Raw genomic sequence first — 18,626 nt, 5'->3', positions numbered from 1 at the left:
ATTTCTCCAGGCCGAGCGCCGCCCTCCGGGGGCTCGGATGCTTTTGCAGTAGGTAGGGTGAAGACGGGTGCGGCCGCAGCCGCGCGTCAGCGCAAGGCGGTGATCAGGTCACCGGCCAGTTGTCGTCGCGCCGCTTGTAGCCTTCGTGGTAGTGCTCGGGCATGCCGTCGGTCTCTTCCATCTCGTCGAGACGCATCAGGAAGATGGCGTGCTGGATGTCCTGCTCGCTGGTGTAGACCGTGTCGTCGACGAATACCGGCGGTACGCCGCGTATGCCGGACAGACGCCCGATGCGCCATTCCGCGTCGATCTTGGTGCAGATGACGATGAGCTTGCCCTTGGGCGAAGCACCGCGCATGCGCAGCAGCACGCGCTTGAGCAAGGGGTCTTCGTGCACGCCGCCGCTGATGTGGGTGGTGTCGCCCGGCGTCGCGCACTTGAGTACCGAGAAGCCGGCCACGCCGGCCATGGACTTCACGCACTCGAGGTGTTCCTGGATCAGCCGGTCGCGTTCCGGCGTGCCTTTCCTGGGTATCGGAATCACTGCACTCTCCTTCAAGGGTTGAACATCTGGAAGCTCCTGTCGCGACCGGCCGGCACTGACCAATGCGGAAAATCTCGAAAAATTGCGAAAACTCGAAAGCGAAAAACCAAAACAAAAAGGCCTGCCGGATCCGGAGATCCGTGCAGGCCTTTTTGCCCGTCTTCGCGCCCGGCAGTGTTGGCGGGGCGAAGCGTTGAGTGAATCTTAGTGAGCCTCTTTCGCGCGGTCAAGCTCTGTTAGTATCGATCACGTTTTTTGTCACCCGGCCGCAAACCCGTGTCCACAAACGATCCCATCAAGGTCGGTGTTCTGTTCTCGCGTGAGGGCGTGACATCGCGCATCGAAAACACGATGCTCGCCGGCACGCTTTTCGCGATCCGCGAGATCAATGATGCCGGCGGCATCCACGGCCGGGAGCTGGTTCCGGTCTACTACGATCCGCAGTCGAACCCGCAGCAGTTCCGCTCCCTCGCGACCCGCCTGGTGCAGGACGACAAGGTCAATGTCATCTTCGGCTGCTACATGTCGAGCACGCGCAAGGCGGTGCTGCCGGTGGTCGAAAGGTGGAACCGCCTGCTGTTCTGCCCGACCATGTACGAGGGCTTCGAATTCTCGAACAACATCATCTACACCGGCGGTGCGCCGAACCAGAACAGCGCCCTGCTCGCCGACTACATGTCGACCCGCTTCGGCGCACGGGTGTACCTGATCGGCAGCGACTACATCTTCCCCTACGAATCGAACCGCATCATGAGCGACTTCGTGCACCACCGTCAGGGTGGCGCCAAGGTGGGCGAGCGCTATGTGCATCTCGACGCGAAGGAAAGCGCCTTCACGCCGATCATGAAGGACATCAAGGCCAAGCAGCCGGACTTCATCTTCTCGACCATGGTCGGCAAGACCACACGCATGCTCTACCAGGCCTACGCCGACGCCGGCTTCGATCCGAAGAAGATGCCGATCGCCAGCCTGTGCACCAGCGAGGAAGAGGTTTCCGAAATGGGTATCCGGCTGGCCGAAGGTCACTACACGGCGGGCACCTATTTCCAGTCCATCGACACCCAGCGCAACCGCGACTGCGTGGCGCTGTTCCGCAAGCTGTTCGGCAACGAGGTGCAGCCCAACATGAGCTGGGAGTCGTCCTACTACCAGGTGCATGTGTTCGCCGACGCCTTCCGCGAAGCGGGCAGCGACGAACATGACATCCTGCTGCCGCACATCCTCGGGCGCGAGTTCGACGCGCCGCAGGGACGCATCCGCATCCTGCCGCACAACCACCATGCCCGCCTCTATCCGCGCATTGGCCGGGTGAACAGCGAAGGCCAATTCACGATACTTGCCGAGACGCCGGGCGGCGTCGATGCCGACCCCTATCTGGTCAGCCATTCCTTCGACGACTGGAGCACGCGGTTGCGCGTCAATGCGAGCGAAGAGGAATCGACGTGAGCAGTCCGCCGCGCACAGGCGTACGCAGCAAGCGGATCACGCCGGAGTTCCTGACCCAGCTGCGCAATCTGCGCATCGTCGTGCTGCATCCGCGCGACGCCGACGGCGAGGTGCTGATCCAGCAACTCAAGCGCATAGGCTGCCAGGTGCAGACCTTCTGGCCGCCGGTGCAGGATCTGCCGGACAACGTCGATGTCGTGTACTACGCGATCCAGTCCAACGAGATGCACGCGCCGCTGAACTTCAGCAATTTCGAACAGCCGCCCGCGGTGATCGCCGTGGTCGGCTACGAGAACCCGACCATTTTCGAGGTCATGCTGCGCCTGGGTGCGACCGGCGTGCTCAGCGCCCCGCTGCGCTCGACCGGCGTGCTCGCCTCTCTGGTACTCACCGTCGGCCTGACGCAGGAAATGCGCGGCTACAGGAAGAGGGTGCAGCGGCTGGAGCAGAAGCTACTCAGCGTGAACCAGATCAACGACGCCAAGGCCATCCTGATGCGCACCCGCGGCGTCAGCGACGCCGAGGCCTACAAGATCATCCGCGAACAGGCCATGAGCAAGCGCGTGGCGACCGAGGAGATCGCGCGGGCGATCATTCATGCGGACGAGATCTTGTCGGGCTGACTGGCTACTCCCTGGTTCTTTCTTCTCCGCCTCCGGGCAATCGCGATCTTGATCACCCTATGAGAAGCCGCCCATGAATCGACAGCTACAAGTCCTTGCATTTGCCCACGAACTTTGAAACCCTACAATTCCCGGTGCATATGAAAGAAGGTCATGACTACTCGCGCGTGGAAGTTGATTTCATTTGCTTGCCTGAGCGTTCTGCTTGGTACCTCTATGCCGGCTGTAGCGGCTTGCCAAGTCAGTGAACAGGGCGGGCAGAAAACCATGGAATGCGATGCTGAAGCCATGGCAAGGGCGAACGGGACATCGACCACCGATCGACAACGCAACAGTCGTCGCATCGCCCCCGCTACTGCCGCAACGCTCACCCCTGATGTGCACTTGAATGGTGCCGCGCTTCGGATCAGTCCGATCAGTGAAGAGGATGCCGCCGCTTTATCGAAACGTGCGACGCTGAAGCGTGCCTCGAATCAGGACAACGCGAACTGACCAAAGTTGGTCGATGACTTCCCGGCGCCTGCTCGGCGCCGGAACGGAGTCAAAATCGGATCGCTTTCGAAATCAGGGCTTCTTCGCTTCAATAAGACGGCCCATTCCGTCGTATGTATACGTCACCGCGCCGGCAGCCGATGATCCAATGGTTACGGTGACAGACGCAGACTCCGTCATGGCGCCTCGATTATCGATCGCCCTGGCAGAAAACGTGTATGCACCTTTGGCCAAGCCAGTAAGACGTGCGCTGAAGGGTGAGTTCGTGTCCGTCGAGACCAGCACGCCGTCCCTGTAGAACTCGACTTGGCTGACCGTGCCATCGGTATCGAGCGCAGACGCATTCACGGTGACAGCCGACCCCGCAGGCAGCGATGAGAAATCAGCGGGGGACGTAATCGAAACGCTGGGTGCTCGATTCACAATGACGCTCACAGCCACTGAGGTGCTACTCGACCCAGCGTTGTCATAGGCCTTCGCCGTGAAACTATAGGCGCCTGCCTCCAGCGCCTCGACCTCCACACTGAACGGTGCCGCTGTCGATGTCGCGATCAACGTTCCACCGCGGTAGAACTCCACCTTCTTGATTGAGCCGTCGCCGTCTGTCGCTGATGCGATAACGGTAAAACTGCCTGGTTCCGCGAAGACCTCATTGCCGGCCGGCGACGTAATGCTCACCACTGGTGACGTATTGTTTGAAACGCTGACCGGAACGGCTGACGACGATACAACGGCACCCCGATTGTCGTAAGCCTTTGCTGTAAGTGAGTAGTTCCCACCTGCAACACCGCTCCAGGAGAACGCATACGGTGCTGTCGTCGCAGTGCCGATCAACGTGCTTCCGTTGTAGAACTCGACCTTCGAGATGCTTCCGTCGCCATCCGCAGCACTTGCGGCCAGCGATATCGTCGCGGGGGGTGCAAAGTTAGCACCCGCAGCCGGAGAGGTTAGGCTGACGGTCGGTAGTGTGTTCGATATGAGGTTGATGGGGGCACTTGTCGTCACCACTCCACGATTGTCGTAAGCCCTGACCGTAACCGCGTGGGTGCCGGCCGGGACGTTGGACCAAGTATGCGTGTACGGCGGCGCCGTGTCGGTCGCAAGCAATGTCGCACCGCTGTAGAACTCCACTTTGGTCACGCTGCCGTCGGAGTCGGCTGCGCTTGCGTTCAGCACAAAGGTCGCGGGGGCTGTCGCCACCGAATTGTTCGCCGGTGCCGTGATGCTCACTGTAGGCGCAAGGTTGGACACCAGGGTGATCGCCGCGCTCGTCGAAACAGTACCGCGGTTGTCGTAGGCCTTCGCGGTAACAACGTGACTCCCCGAGGCAACATTTGTCCAGTTGTAGGTGTAAGGAGGCGCCGTCACTGTGCCGAGCAATGTTGTCGCGTTGTAGAACTCCACCTTCGCAACGCTGCCGTCGCTATCTGATGCCGCGGCGGTGAGCGTGAATGAAGCGGGTGCCGGCACAACCGTGTTGTTTGCGGGAGCGGTGATGCTGACCGACGGAGAGGCGTTCGAGATCAGGGTCACCACCGGACTGGTGAGCACGCCACCGTTGTTGTCATACGCCTTCGCACTTACTGGATAGCTACCCGCCGCGACATTTGCCCACGAGAAGCTGTACGGTGCCGTTGTCGCGGTACCCAACAAGGTGGCGCCGTTGTAGAACTCGACTTTGGTGATGGATCCGTCGCTGTCGGACGCTGTCGCACTCAGTCCGAAGCTTGCCGGCGCCACCTGTACCGTATTGTTTGCCGGAGCGGTCAGACTCACGGCAGGCAGCGTATTCACGCGCAGTGAAATCGGCGCCGAGGTGCTCGTACCGTTCCGGTTGTCATAGGCCCTCGCCGTAAGCGAATAAGTACCCGACGCTGGCGCGGACCACGTGTACGAATAGGGCGTTGCAGTTGCGGAGCCCAGCAGGGTCGTACCGTTGTAGAACTCCACCTTGCTTACCATGCCGTCGGAGTCGGACGCGCTTGCGGTCAAGGTGACATTCGACCCGGGTGCAACAACGCTGTTGTTGGTGGGCGCCGAAATACTCACTGTGGGCAGGGTATTGGATACCAGTGTCAGGGCTGCACTGGTGGTCGTGGTACCTCGATTGTCGTAAGCCCTCGCCGTAATCGTGTAGGAGCCGGCCGCAACCCCGCTCCAACTGTAGTTGTAGGGCGCAGTCGTTACGGTACCGATCAGTGTCGAGCCGTTATAGAACTCGACCTTAGAAATACTGCCGTCGGAATCGGTGGCCGTAGCCGTCAGCAGATAGGTCGCAGGGGCGGTCACGACGCTGTTGTTTGCCGGTGCGGTGATGCTGACGGTCGGTGCGGTATTCGACACCAGCGTCAGCACGCTGCTGTTTGCTGTCGCACCCCGGTTGTCGTAGGCCCTTGCGGTCACGGAGTAAGAACCCGATGCAACGCCGCTCCAGCTATAGCTATATGGCGCGGTCGTCGCCGTCCCGATCAGGGTTGAGCCGTTATAGAACTCGACCTTCGAGATGCTACCGTCTGCATCCGTCGCAGAAGCGGTGAGTACAAAGGTGGCCGGCGCCGATGTGACCGTGTTGTTTGCTGGCGCCGTAAGACTGACCGACGGCAATCCGTTCGAAACCAGAGTGACCGGAGTACTCGTTGCAGTGCGCCCGCGATTGTCATAGGACCTCGCGGTAACGGAGTAGCTACCGGCTGCAACATTCGTCCAGCTGTAGCTGTAAGGCGATGTTGTCGCGGTACCGATCAGCGTCGTTCCGCCTCTATAGAACTCCACTTTCGTGATCGTGCCGTCACTGTCCGACGCGCTCGCAGTCAGCGTGAAGGTTGCCGGCGCAGGCTGGACCGTGTTGTTTGGAGGCCCCATCCAGGCAATGGTCGGCGCGGCATTCGAGATCAAGGTGACCGGTACACTGGTCACACTTGCCCCGCTGTTGTCGAAAACCTTTGCGGTCAGCGAGTAGCTGCCCGCTGCAATCGCGCTCCACTGATACGTATAGGGCGAAGCAGTCGCCGTTCCGAGCAAGGTGCTGCCGTTATAGAACTCGACCTTGGTCACCGTGCCATCGGCATCCGCGGCCGCAGCCGAGAGCGTGACAGAACCGGGAGCGCTGACGACTGCGCCCTCTGCCGGTGCCGTAAGAGAGACTGTCGGCAACTGATTCGCTGGAACGGTCACCGTAATCGGCACGGCTGCACTGGTCACAGACAGGCCCGCGTTGTCGAAGGCCTTTACAGTCAGACTGTAGGCGCCGGTCGCAACCCCGTTCCAGGAGTGACTGTAGGGTGCCGTCGTAGACGTTCCAAGCAGAGTGGTACCGCTGTAGAACTCGACTCTGGAAACCGATCCGTCGCCGTCAGCCGCCGTGACGTTGATGGCCACATTGGCAGGCGCAACGAATACGGCATTCGCCGCCGGCGCGCTGATGCTCGCCGTTGGTCGCGCAGAGACGATCACCGGGACGGTCGTCGAGACAGTCATCGCGCCCTTGTTATCGAAGGCGCGCGCGGTGAGTGCGTGCGTACCGCCCACGTTGATCGTCAGTGTTCCGGTATACGGGGCCGCGGTCATCGTGCCGAGGTAGATGCCGCTATCAACAAACTCGATTCGGCTGATCGAACCATCTGCGTCAGCAGCGGTTGCGGCGATCGGAATAGCGGCCCCAAGCGCATACACCGAATTGGCAGCTGGGGCGCTCAACGAAACGGTCGGCTTCGCATTCGCAGCATCCGTCGGTGTGACCGTGACCGAAACCGCCGCGCTCTGGGTTGATGCACCCTGGTTGTCCCACACCTTAACGGTGACCGGATACGTACCCGCGGCCAGATTGCTGACGTTCACGCCGAAAGGCGCCACAGACTGCGCCGCGACCATGGTCGTTCCGAAAAAGTACTCGACGCGGTTGATGCTTCCGTTCGAATCCGCCACGACCGGGATAACCGTGAAGCTGGCCGGCGCCATATACAGCGCCGCATTGACCGGATAGACCACTGACGCGGAGGGCGCGGCGTTGCCCGAATCGGGCGCCAGCACTGAGACGGTCACCGCGTTCGATGTCGTCACCAGGTTGCCGCTGTCGTAGACCTTGATGGTGAGCACATACGTACCTGCCGCAACATTGTTCCATGTGAGCGTGCCCCCGCTGGCGAACGTACCCGCAAGCGAGCCGCCGATATACAGCTCCACCTTAGATACCGGACCTTCGGCATCACTAGCCAGCATTGAGATAGGAATGCTGGCGGGCGCCGTATAGGTCGCGCCACTGAATGGATATCCGATGACGGCATTCGGGGCAGTATTCGTCTGGGAAAGCGAAGGTGTGGGAAGCGTGAACAGCAGCAGGCACGGGAGCAGCAGGAACAACCACTTTGCAAAATTCATCTCACACTTTCAAGAGACACGGAAAACCCCAAGAAAAATCTGAGGCATGGGAAACACTAGCCCAATCCTTTCGACGGCGGCGGAGAGCACGCTAAATATTTGACATTCGAGACCACGAGACTGTACAGACCAATGAAATCACTGACATCAGAGAAATTAACGAAAAATACAATCGAGAAAGCACTCAATCCCTACATGTATCGATGCCATAAAAATACAAAACACACCGCCCCACTCCAACATGAGGCCAAAGACACGTCGAACTTGAATACCAAACCCTAGGTCTTTTCATTCAACCAATTTAGACAATGTGCAAAAAAGCAACGCTCCGGAAAAACTCCGCCAAACCAAATCTCAACCACCCCCTCTCGACACCCACTCCGTTTTCACAACAGTAAACCTAACGATACTAGAGAGTTACGCAGATGCAGACCTGAATACGCGACGCTACGGATCATGCGTTGCGTTGGGCCAACACCCCAACCGAACGTGAGCAGTGGTCGATTTCGAATAAAAAAGCTCTCCCAAGCCCCGAGGTTGGCGCCGCTCCGAACATCATTGTCCGCATGCACTCCATGGCAACGTGCTCGCTCTAACCCACGAATCAAGCGATTTTCCTGCAACTTCATTGACGGAAACGAGGAGGCCGTGATCGTTGTCGACTGCAACCTGAGTTTTGATCGGCACGGATCGCAGAAGACTCTCAACAAGAGCCCCCCCCCTCCATTCAATCAGATAGGCAATAGGCTCAGTCACTAATTTCACGAGGCGAGCGCGTTCATCATCATCGAATTCGTCAAGCACGCGATCGTCCCGACAAACCGAAAGCCACTCCGACTCACGGTCAATCGTGATACAACCGGCAATGCTGCGCCTACCATCATGCTCCGTGGCCCAAGACTCGGGTGACCAACGGCTTCCGCGTTCGACTAGCAACACTAGGCTATTCATGGCTTAACAACCTCAATCAAAGTTCTCAGGCAGTTGGTTGCAGTGCAACCCCGAAGAATAGACGGCTTCAGATCAGGTCCATATCCAATAGTAGGCAGACCTGTGGCCTGTTCGGTCCTGTGCAATTGACTGGTTAAGCCCTTGCCACCACCTGACTTGACTTGAACGACGCCATTTTTCAGCAAAATGTCGGCGTCAGTTACTAGTCGGCCGGCCGCATCTCGGATCGGAACGTTCACCCCGACGACGTGTCCGGGATATGCAGCATCAATCTTCGTTGCGAGATCTCCAACCAGAGGATCAGCAGATGTGAAGACCCTGCCCTTTGCACCAGATGCCCCTCTGCCAAACAGCTTACTAGCTCGTCCGACCACGCCCGCCACAGGAATCGGCGTCATGGTCGCGGCTGCGTCCTGCACACCAATAGCTGCCGAGTGGTGGAAACTTCCGTAGAACGGGTGCGGGCTCTCCTTTAGCTCGCTCACCGAATCAAATTTGCCGCACTGACCTCCCGCTGCCAGAAGCACTTCTCCAGCCTCTATATCGATTCGAAGTCGCTGTTGATCTGAATCGCTGAGAATGAGCCCCTCTTGATCTTCGTACTCGTCCTCCGCATCAAAAGCCATGCACCCGCTATGGCTGGACGAACTCGAATTCCCATTCACGGGATTCGCCCGAATCAACCCGCTCGGATCGGTAAAGTTAACCGGGCTATTGGTGACATACGCGTACTCGTTGATCCCGCCCGCGAGCCCGATCGGGTCACGTTGTGTGAAGCGGGCAAGCGTCGGGTCGTAGTAGCGCGCCCGGTAGTAGATGAGCCCGCTTGCATCCGGCTCGCGGCCAGTGAAGCCGTAGCGGTCGATTCTGCCGAGGGTGGCACCCGGCTGCCTGTTGCCCCACGGATCGAAAAGCTGGGTGCCGACGAGCACGCCTTCGTCGTTGGTCACGGCCACGCTGCTGTTCAGCGGGTCCTGGTGGTAGTAGCGCTTGTCGAAGCTGCCCGCAGCGTTGCGGGTGTAGCGCACGATGGGGTCATCGGTACCCGGCCCGTGGGTAGTGATGACTTGCGGGCGCGACCAGTCGTCCTGGTATTCAGCAACGATATCCGGGCCGTTGTACAGGTACCAGGTATTCACGCCGTTCTGCGTCTTGCGCACGCGCCGGCCCTGGTCGTCGTAGCCATAGGTCTCTACCAGCCCCACCCTGCTTGCGCGCTCGAGCTGATTGTCCGCGTCGTACTGCAGGCTCAGCACCTCGTTTCCGCTACAGTCGGTCGGGGCGCCAGCCGGCAGCGCCGTGACGCTGCCGCCCGAACACTTGCGGGTCAGGTTGCCGTTGGCGTCGTAGACCAGAGCGCCGATCAGGATGCCGGCCGCGCCGGGGCTGCGTATTTCGTTCAGCTGGTTGCTGAGGTCGTGCAGATACGCAGTGACCACGCCCCCCTCGGTCTTGCTGATGCGATTGCTGAAGATGTCGTAGCCGTAGGCGTAGGTTTGGGCAGGCTGAGCGAACGCACCCACCTTGTCGGTCGCGCTTTTCTTGCGGCCGAGCGTGTCGTAGGTGAGGTCGTGCTGGCTCAGCGTCGCGGTCGTTCCGGTGCCATAGTCGTACGCGGTGTTCCGGAGCTGCTTGAGCGTGTTGTCCGCGTTGTAGGTAAAGTCGCTTACCACGCCGTTGGCCAGCCACTTCTGACGCAGCCGCGCCCCCTGGTCATAGACATACGTGACGTAGCTGTCCTGACTGTCCCACAGGGCCATGAGCCTGCCGACCGCGTCGTAACGGTAGTCGATGGTACCGATGTCGGTACCGGTCATGCGGTTCAGACGGCCACCGGGGCTCCATTCGTAATCCAGCGACTTGCTGGCCCGGCTGTCGGTGGTCCGGACCAATTGGTGTGCGTCGTTGTAGAGGTAGGCATAACTGACCTCCGGCGACTGGGCAAACGTCACCTGGCCCAACGCATTGCGTATATAGCTCACCACGCCCGAGCTGTTGCTGCGTGTGCGCAGCACACCGCCGTAGCCATGAGTCTGGGTCGTGACGATATTGCGCGGGTCGGTAATGCGGTCTACGTTGCCATGAATGTCATAGTGAAAACGCCAGGCCTTGCCCGCCGCGTCGGTTTCACGAATCTTGCGGCCGAAGTCGTCATACTGATAGGTCTGCTGAACGACGGTCACGTCATTTCCGGGTGTGGCGCCGGCCGCGTCCGTCCGGCCGGCCGCAACGCTTTCCAGATTGCCCAGCGTGTCGTAGCTGTTGCGCGTCACGCTGCGGATCTGGCCCAGCGCAGGATCTTCGACGACGGGTCCAGCAACTCGGACCGGGCGGTTCAGCTCATCAAAAGTCGTCAGAGAGTTTGCCCCTCCATGATCGGTAACCAAAACGACGTTGCCATTCTCGTCATAGTCGTAAGTCACGCGCCGACCGCCGGCGTCGGTCACCGACTTCAGCCGACCATCCCGGGTCTTGTCGTAATAGGCATAGGTGGTTGTCGTGCCGTTGGCATCGGTGATCGTACGAGGCTTGCCTTCGAGATCCAGGTCATGAGCGACAGCGTTGCCCTCCTGGTCGTAGGCACGCACGACGCGGTTCATGTCGTCGTAATCGAACGTAACCGCGTAGCCGTCCGGATTGGTAATGCGGGTCACATTGCCGGCTGCGTCGTACTCAAAAGCGGTGGCATTACCCGCCGAATCGATGCTGGTCACCTTGCGGTCTGACTGGTCATAGACGGCGCTGCTGCTGTCCGCGAGACGGCCAAGTCCTTCAGCCACGACAACCAGGCGCTGCGAGAGCACGTTCCCGTTGGCGTCATAGTTGAAATCACGCCAATTGTTCATCGCATCGGTCGCCCGCTCGACACGGCCGTTTGCATCGTACTGGGCCTGCGATGTGTACCAATTGGAGGTCACGCTCGTCGTAAGGCGGCCATAGTCATCGTAGGCCTGCGACGGAGACGTCTGCGTAACGACGCCTTCGCCATTCGAATCCCCGGTGCGGCTGATCGAAAGAACATTAAGGCTGTTCGCGTCGTAGTTGAAGGTAACGAGCGGGCCGCTCTGGTTGGCGAAATCTTTGACGGCCTTGACGGTACGCAGGTTGCCGTAGGAATCGTAGGTATTGATGACCTGAGCCCTAATCTCGGAGGCAACCGGCACGTAGCTGGCAGGGTCTGCAGCTGCACCGAAACCTGCTCCGAGGTGGATCGTCTGAAGCACATTCCCTTTGGCATCGAACTTGTTGAGAACGTGGTTTCCGCGCGCATCCTTCGTCTTGCCCGCCTGCCCAAATGCAGAGTAGTGCGAATAGACCACCGTGTTGCCGGACGGCAAGGTCACCAGTGTGGCATTTCCCTTCGCGTCGTAGGCGTACTGAGTCTGGAAACCGAGTGGCGTGGTCTCTGACGTGTGCTTGAAGGGGTGATTCGTGTCGGTGAACAGATAGTTGTACTCGCCACCGTTCTCCTGCACGATCCGTATGGAATTGCCATCCCGATCAAAGAAAAAGTAGCGGGTATGGCCTCTTTCATTGATGGTTCGCGATTCACGACGGAAGTCGTTGTAGACGAAGGACATGCTTTCGCCCTGGCTGGTCGTGTGCCGCATGACCTTGCCGTTCGCGTAATACTCGAACTCCATGCCATTACCGCGAGGCAGCACATAGCTCTTCATCGCGTGCGCAAGTTGGCCCGAGGTGTAGTACGTATAGCTCGCCGGGCTGATCGTACCGGCTACTGCAAGCGGACTTTTGAACGAGTTCAGATTTCCATTCTCGTCGTATCCGTATTGACGACGCAGGCCTTTCCAGTCTTCGATCTCATGGATGCGACCTTGAGCATTGTGCTTGAGGGTAATTTTCCGGTTCAGTGCATCACTGATCACGACATCGGTCGTCGTCGGATACGCCACCGTGAGCACGTTTCCGCTGCGATCACTGATCGACAGCAGTCTCGCTTTCTGATTCGTGTTCGTTGACGTACCGTTCACCGGCTCGAACACATATAAAGTTCCGTTCGGCTCCTTGACCTCGTACGTTCCGGTGGATGTGCGCGTCAGGGTCTGATACACACCCGGCTGAGCGGAGAGTGTTGCGCCGTTGTTGATCTTGCCGCTTACGTGTGAAGTCGTCTTGAAGAAGCGTTCCGCGCCAGTACCATCAACCCAGCTCACTTTGGCTTCGCCACTTTCGACGCCTTTGAACCTGATGAACTGGTTGTAACTGTGGGTCCAGCCAAAGCCCAGGGGGCCGTCAGCGGGCTCTTCTGAGTTATAGGTTCGCTCGAAGATGATGGGCAAGCCACGACTTTTGATGTGGATATCCCGTTCTGTGTGAACCAGATTGCCTGTGAGCATATTGACCGGATCACCCGCCATCGCCATCGAGCTGCTCCGCCCTTTCGAAGAGGTCGGCGTCCCACCAGGTTTGAGACTTGAGCTGATCGAACCTACAAAATTAGTATCGAGATAATTTGCCGGAACGTTGTAAAGAGCAGTCAGCGGTGGTTTCTTGAGCATGCCATACCCACCGTTTGCGGCAAAGGCCCCGCTGATACCCATGGTGATACCGTCCGGACGGTTGATCTCGAAAACCGCTCCAACCCATGCTTTTGTATTGCCCTCCCCAAGATAACTAATCGTAGATTTCGGCACCTCGATGAACGCATCGGGAATGAAATCCCCGGCCGCATCCTTCAGCTGCATCGTGAATTCAGACTCCCAGTTCCACATCGACGAATGCATATTCGTCCGGAAACTGGCGATATTGGCCGGTGTAATCTTCAGCAAAGGGATACCCATTTCCTTCGCGTACTGCATCCCTCGTACTGTGGACACAGCATCGATCCGCGCCGTCTCTTGCCAGATATAATGTTCGTACGCCGACCCAGAATAGCTTAACAGCCGCAGGGTCTTGGCGGTTTCGGCCCGATCCGTCGCTGTATCAAAAGTTGAACTATCAATCTTCGTAATGCTGACCGACGAGAAGACATCAACGAGCGTACCCTCAAGGGAGACGCCATAGGGGATATCAAAAACGTAAGACACCCTGGACTTCGACTTAGACAGCCCTAGATGAACACTCGAATCAGCGGCAACTCCGTTAAGGCGAGCAAGTTGCCTGAACGAATCAGTTATATAGCGCCCATACTTCAGCCCTGCGATATAAAGAAACTCACCTTCCGTGGCATCTTGGTTCGTCAGTGGAGAAGTGGTCTGGCGATTTGCGTCGAGCAGTTTATTGACACGATACTCAAGCATCCGGTCCGAGCCGTGTCGTGCATAGGCGATAATCGCGCTGTAATCGGCCGCATCTGTTCTTCGAATCGCCTCACTGATTCGAGTATAGTCCGATAGCGCAGTACTGGAGGCCACAAGAATTGGGTCAGGAACCCACACCCTGAGCCGCAGATCGTGGGAAACCGTGCAGAGCCCCACAATGCTTCCGGAAGCCACCTCAATACCATCAAGCAGCAGAACAGGTTTCACCTGGATCGTACACGGCAATGCAGGCGCCGGAGTTGTGGCCTTCCACGTATCCAGTTGATTCTGATAGGCCGCGGTCGAACCTTTGAAAGCAAGCGTGAGTCGCTTAAAGACAAGATCGGAAAGAGAAAACTGCTTGGTGATTCCGAGCGTATTGATGCTGAACTGCACCCGATGACTTTCGGGCAATGAAGATACTTCGCTCACTCCGCCCAAGTTATCCCAAGAGTCATATGAATAGACGTCATACGGCAGCGATGCAGGCAGAACATCATACAATCGCTTAACCTGGGGACCGGCGTAAGGAACATCCACCAGTGAGTTGCTCCCATATCCGGGAGATTTTGTTCGAACATTCGAAAGCACAGCTCGACTATAGACCTCACCCGGCAGATCGTCTGAACGCGCAGTCAGATAACTCGTATAATTGAAATTGACGTTATGGGCGATTCCAGGTTTGTAATCGTATTGCTTGAAAGATGGATCGAGCGGCACCCATCTATTCTGACTTTCGTCTCGACGACTACCTCGGTAATTACCGTAGGGAACACACGCACTCACCCAGACATGTGAGAACTGAATTGCATCTTCGCCTGGCGAGTATGTCGCGGTCGGATAACGCCCTTTAGCCAAGATCTTCAGCGCGGCAATATTAGTCTTCGTGCCAATCCAGTTCCGCGCAAGTTCGGATTTGATATGGACGGTACCCCGAACATATCTGGCAGGTATATTTGACGCCCTCAGCAAGGCGATCAACAGCGAGGACTGATCTATAGAAGTACCGGCCTTGCTCCATAGCGTACCCAAAGCACCCTTGGTCGCCCCCCAGTTTGGCTCGAACTGAATCTCGTGACTAACGTATGCCAGAATTTTCCTGGGATCGTAATCCAGACTTCTTGCAAGCGCCCTCATCTCGTCGTCCAGCTGGACATCTGGAGTTGCGGCAAGATCATCCGGAGTGAACCCACAGCCCGCTGCAGCGCCTTCCGACAACGACAACGGAACGGCCGGTCCCGCGACCAGCGTTCGATCGTCTTCATTTCTCATCTGTACATACTTGGGCAGCACTCGGCTCGGCACAGCCTTGCTCGACGGAATTGCCTCGATGTACCTCTGGAAGGGAAAGTCCCGCGAAGAGGCCTCTCCCGGCAGATTTGCGGGAGGAGACATGCGGGCGAGAAGTGACGTGGCTGCATCCAATGCGCGTCGATAGCTCGTATCGGAGTCGGCTTTCTGCAGCCGTTCAAGAGCACCATCCAGTTCGGCAAAGCGCGCCTCTATCGCTGCGCTTGTTTCACGCGAGACATTAAATCCGTGATCTTGCTGTCGAAATGCATCCTTGATCGCAGCGAGCTCTCGAAGTTGACCTTCTATCAGCATGCTGTCTTCGGCCGTTCGCAGCCACCTTCGCCCCCCTGCGCTCTTTGAACGAAATCCAGCGAGGACGCTGGATGTTCGGCCCATCGTATCCTTCAGACGCGAAACGACAGGAGCTTCAACCGTACGTGCCCGCATGCGGTCCACGACCGAACGAACAACGTCATCAGGTATCGGCGCGGGATCACGATGCCTTTCGTTGTCGGCACGCACAAAGCCAGATAGTGCGAACAGGATAACCAGGCCGACGGCACGAATTTTGACCATTATTTAACGCCTTGAATCTTGTCGAGATCTTGTGGGAGAAACGCGAAAAAACCTACGGAGAAAACGTATCAGTTGAGATCCACGATAAGATCGGTTACCGCGTTCCCGTTCTGATCGAATGCCTTCACGGAAACTACTGCAAGTCCAGTCACACCACCTGCGACGTAAAATCTGAAATGGGAGATATTTGAAAGAAGCACGCCGTTCGATGGCGTGACAAGAACCCGGATCCTCGACCCATCATCGGACCAGTTCACACTCTTGATATCGCCACGCGGATTGGTAACCCAAGGCTTTCCGACGCCCGAATCCCGACTGAGTTCGATCTGAATTCCATACGGAATAGTAGGGCCGGAAAACGAGACGCTCGTTGCAGGCGCCCGTTCAAGCGTCGATATCATTTCCGAGCTCAGCGACATTGCGGTTCCGTTCTGTTGAAAAACTGAAGGACTTCCAGCTCCTGCGATGACGTTCAAGGAGATCGGTGATCCGGTGACAGAGGCATCGGAGGCATCTTTTACAATGATGCTTGCTGTACCGACCGCCAACGTAGAAGGTAGATTCAGCATCAGCATGGCCTGGCTAATATCCTTGTCACCACCCGTGATCTGGGATTCAATCACGGCTCCATGAATATTGGCATTCACGCCAAGAGCCTGATTCGTCTCGGTACCCACAACCAGCCTTGAAAGTGGGTCCGGAAACACATGCGCGAGCGCACGCACTGCAGGATCGCCCGGCGGATAGGTATATGTAATCGAGTCGCTCCCCGTGATCACGACCGTCACCTCTTGCCTTTTCAGCGTCTGCGACCACCCCAACGGAAGGGTCACGGTATCGCCCGCTCGCACGCTTGAAGGAAATGTTTTCTGAGCAGCGCACCCCGACATGAGTACGCAGGCACCAACGCAAAGGTAGATGAATAACTTGTTCATTGTTGTTCTCCGAAAATCCAGACAGGCCAATCGCCCATTCAATCAAGTAGCAAGAGCTTGCGTGCCAGTGCGGCGAGGTCGGCTGCATCGACTACTCCGTCCGGCTCGAACTGGGGAGAAATGTCTGCGGCGGCATTCTGTGCAGGGGTTCCAGAGAGTTTCTTCAGAACCATCCGTTGCATCAGGATGTAGTCCGCGAGATCAACCTCTCCGTCAGCATTCACGTCACCATTACCAGGCGCTCCGCGACGCACCTCGATCAAACCGAGTCGGTGTTCGGAGCGCGGAATCGCCGCGCTATCCGTGGTCTTGAAATTGAAGACGTATGATCCGATCTGAGTTGGCGTACCCGAAATGACCCCGCTGGAGGTGAGTGAAACGCCAGGGGGTAAAATTCCGCCCGTAACTTGCCAACTGAATGGCGCGACACCGGAGAACGGCTGAAGGGACAGGGAAAATGGCTGATTGACCAGCACAGAGGTGGAGAGAGGCAAAGGCGTAGTTCCCCCCACCACTGCATTGCCATTACCCGAGTCCGCGAGGCTGCGAGAGTCGGCTACAGCCGGGTTGCTGCCCATGAGCAATTCAACCGAGTCTGGCAACCCGTCGCCGTCCGAATCGGGGCCGAGAGAGGCAGTCATGCCAAGCGCCTCGAGCACCGCTCCCGTCTGCATGGGATCCTTGCCCCAGGATCCGTCGACGTCCTGTTTCGTCAGCAAGTAGTCAAGCAGGGCGGGAAGGTCTGAATGCGTCGGTGAATAGGTGCGCACCGCGTTATATGCGCTCGCAGTAGGCAATACCGATGAAGTTCCGTCATCTCCAAGTCCTCCATCCGAATGTCGGGCACCGAGCAACCAATCGCGGGCTGAATCGGCAACTGCACTCAGCGTGTATGAGGACGTCGCACCTGGACACGCGCCAATGCCTGTCCAGCCATATCGGGTCATCAGTTCCGAAACCACGCGCAACACTACCGCAGTCGCGGCGACGGAATTCGGCCGTGCAGGGGCTGGCGCAACGGTGCTCTTGTGGCGAGCAACAAGTGGCCATCCTCCCCCAGCCGTCTGGTCAGGGAAGACGTCGCAAGTCAGAGCCGTCGCGATATGAACGTCGCGATCGGTGTATGTGGTCTCGAGCGTCGCGAGTATTCCAAGTCCCGTGTCGACGTGGTTAACACCGAAGTTCGGATAGCTCCCCCAGAGCGCCCGATCAGTTCGCGTACGCCATGCTCGCAACTGGGTTTGCTGTGCACTGGTGTTCGCAAAAGGCACAAGGCGTGATCGGATCTGTCTTGCAAGTCCGTCAACGCTCGCGGGAGTAGCGTTGCTCAGCCATGCACCGGCCGCGCGGATGGGATAGCCCTTGACGCCAACCGAAGAGAGTCCTGACGCCGCCTGCGCGGTCATCTGGACGCCTACGCCAGTGGCGTCATCCCAGTTTCCGTCGCCTCTCTGGTTCGAGATCAGCCAAGCCGCCGCTCGTGAGGCAGCGGTATCAACTTGTGCCTGCGTCGCTGCTTCGGCGTACGCACCGAGAACGCAAAGAGGGAGTAATCCAAGCACTCGTGACCAAGCAGCCAACACCCATCCCCCTTAAGCCAGTCTGTCATATCAGCGGCACACAGAGCCAAATCTCACTGCGTACGCTCAGATTCTTCTGCAACCACGAAGTACCGGCGAGCACCCATGCCCAACACGATCCGCGTGGCGCATGAACATAGCATTACAAATGGAAATGACTGGGTCATCCTAAAGGATGATAAGAGATCCCTTCTTGACAGATTCCCGCAGGGAACATGCCGATGGACTGCACGGCTGCGCGGGCCGGCATAAGATCGCGATCAAGAGTGCCGAATAGATTGGGCACGAACCGAACGATCGAAACGCTTTGCCTGCAAGCGCCTCACGCGAGTTCTGCCACTCAGCGTTGAGCTCTGTCTAATACGATTGCATGATCTGGTCAGTACAATCCGTCGCATCAGATGTCACGCAAGGGAGGTTTGGGAACAACTCCCGTCGTTGCGCAACTGAAGAACAGCGCCGCGTGAAGGGACGCCCTGGCTCGTCTCTTTGACTGAACTCATTTCGAAACTGCGCAGGGGCCTATCTATTTCTTGGACATACTTCAG

The 18,626-nt window shown here is 58.0% G+C and carries 8 protein-coding genes; 3 read left to right on the top strand and 5 right to left on the bottom strand.

The window, feature by feature from the left end:
• Positions 1–103 precede the first annotated feature (103 nt).
• The gene (locus tag WJU27_RS02745; protein WP_019917764.1) at positions 104–544 is read right to left on the bottom strand and encodes a hypothetical protein; all 441 of its coding nucleotides are present in this window, start codon (positions 542–544) and stop codon (positions 104–106) included.
• A gap of 276 nt (positions 545–820) precedes the next feature.
• On the opposite strand from WJU27_RS02745, the gene WJU27_RS02740 reads away from it, so the two are divergent.
• The 3 genes from WJU27_RS02740 (at position 821) to WJU27_RS02730 (ending at position 3,105) form a co-directional block, all read left to right on the top strand.
• Positions 821–1,990: a transporter substrate-binding domain-containing protein gene (locus WJU27_RS02740; RefSeq protein WP_296812281.1), complete on the top strand. Its 1,170-nt coding sequence runs from the start codon at positions 821–823 to the stop codon at positions 1,988–1,990.
• Positions 1,987–2,613: an ANTAR domain-containing response regulator gene (locus WJU27_RS02735; protein ID WP_296812283.1), complete on the top strand. Its 627-nt coding sequence runs from the start codon at positions 1,987–1,989 to the stop codon at positions 2,611–2,613. Before WJU27_RS02740 ends, WJU27_RS02735 begins: the two co-directional genes overlap by 4 nt.
• Positions 2,614–2,766: 153 nt before the next feature.
• Complete coding sequence (locus WJU27_RS02730; protein ID WP_341421059.1) at positions 2,767–3,105, top strand: hypothetical protein; 339 nt, start codon at positions 2,767–2,769, stop codon at positions 3,103–3,105.
• A gap of 72 nt (positions 3,106–3,177) precedes the next feature.
• Here the strand turns inward: WJU27_RS02730 and WJU27_RS02725 are convergent, their stop codons facing one another.
• From WJU27_RS02725 to WJU27_RS02710, 4 genes are all read right to left on the bottom strand, one after another.
• Positions 3,178–7,482, bottom strand: a complete 4,305-nt coding sequence (locus WJU27_RS02725) for a beta strand repeat-containing protein (RefSeq protein ID WP_341421058.1) — start codon at positions 7,480–7,482, stop codon at positions 3,178–3,180.
• Positions 7,483–8,429: 947 nt separating this feature from the next.
• Entirely contained in the window at positions 8,430–15,563 is a 7,134-nt protein-coding gene (locus WJU27_RS02720; protein WP_341421057.1) for an RHS repeat-associated core domain-containing protein, read from the bottom strand.
• A 68-nt stretch (positions 15,564–15,631) separates the two neighbouring features.
• The gene (locus WJU27_RS02715; RefSeq protein WP_341421056.1) at positions 15,632–16,498 is read right to left on the bottom strand and encodes a hypothetical protein; all 867 of its coding nucleotides are present in this window, start codon (positions 16,496–16,498) and stop codon (positions 15,632–15,634) included.
• 38 nt (positions 16,499–16,536) lie between these two features.
• On the bottom strand, positions 16,537–17,904 hold the full coding sequence (locus WJU27_RS02710) for a putative Ig domain-containing protein (protein WP_341421055.1): 1,368 nt from the start codon (positions 17,902–17,904) through the stop codon (positions 16,537–16,539).
• Between the last annotated feature and the right edge of the window lie 722 nt (positions 17,905–18,626).

The organism is Methyloversatilis sp. NSM2 (genome assembly GCF_038066675.1).
In the GTDB taxonomy this organism is placed as follows: Bacteria; Pseudomonadota; Gammaproteobacteria; order Burkholderiales; family Rhodocyclaceae; genus Methyloversatilis; species Methyloversatilis discipulorum_A.
Note: the sequence above shows the minus strand (reverse complement) of the source record. Positions and strands in the feature narration are given on the sequence as shown.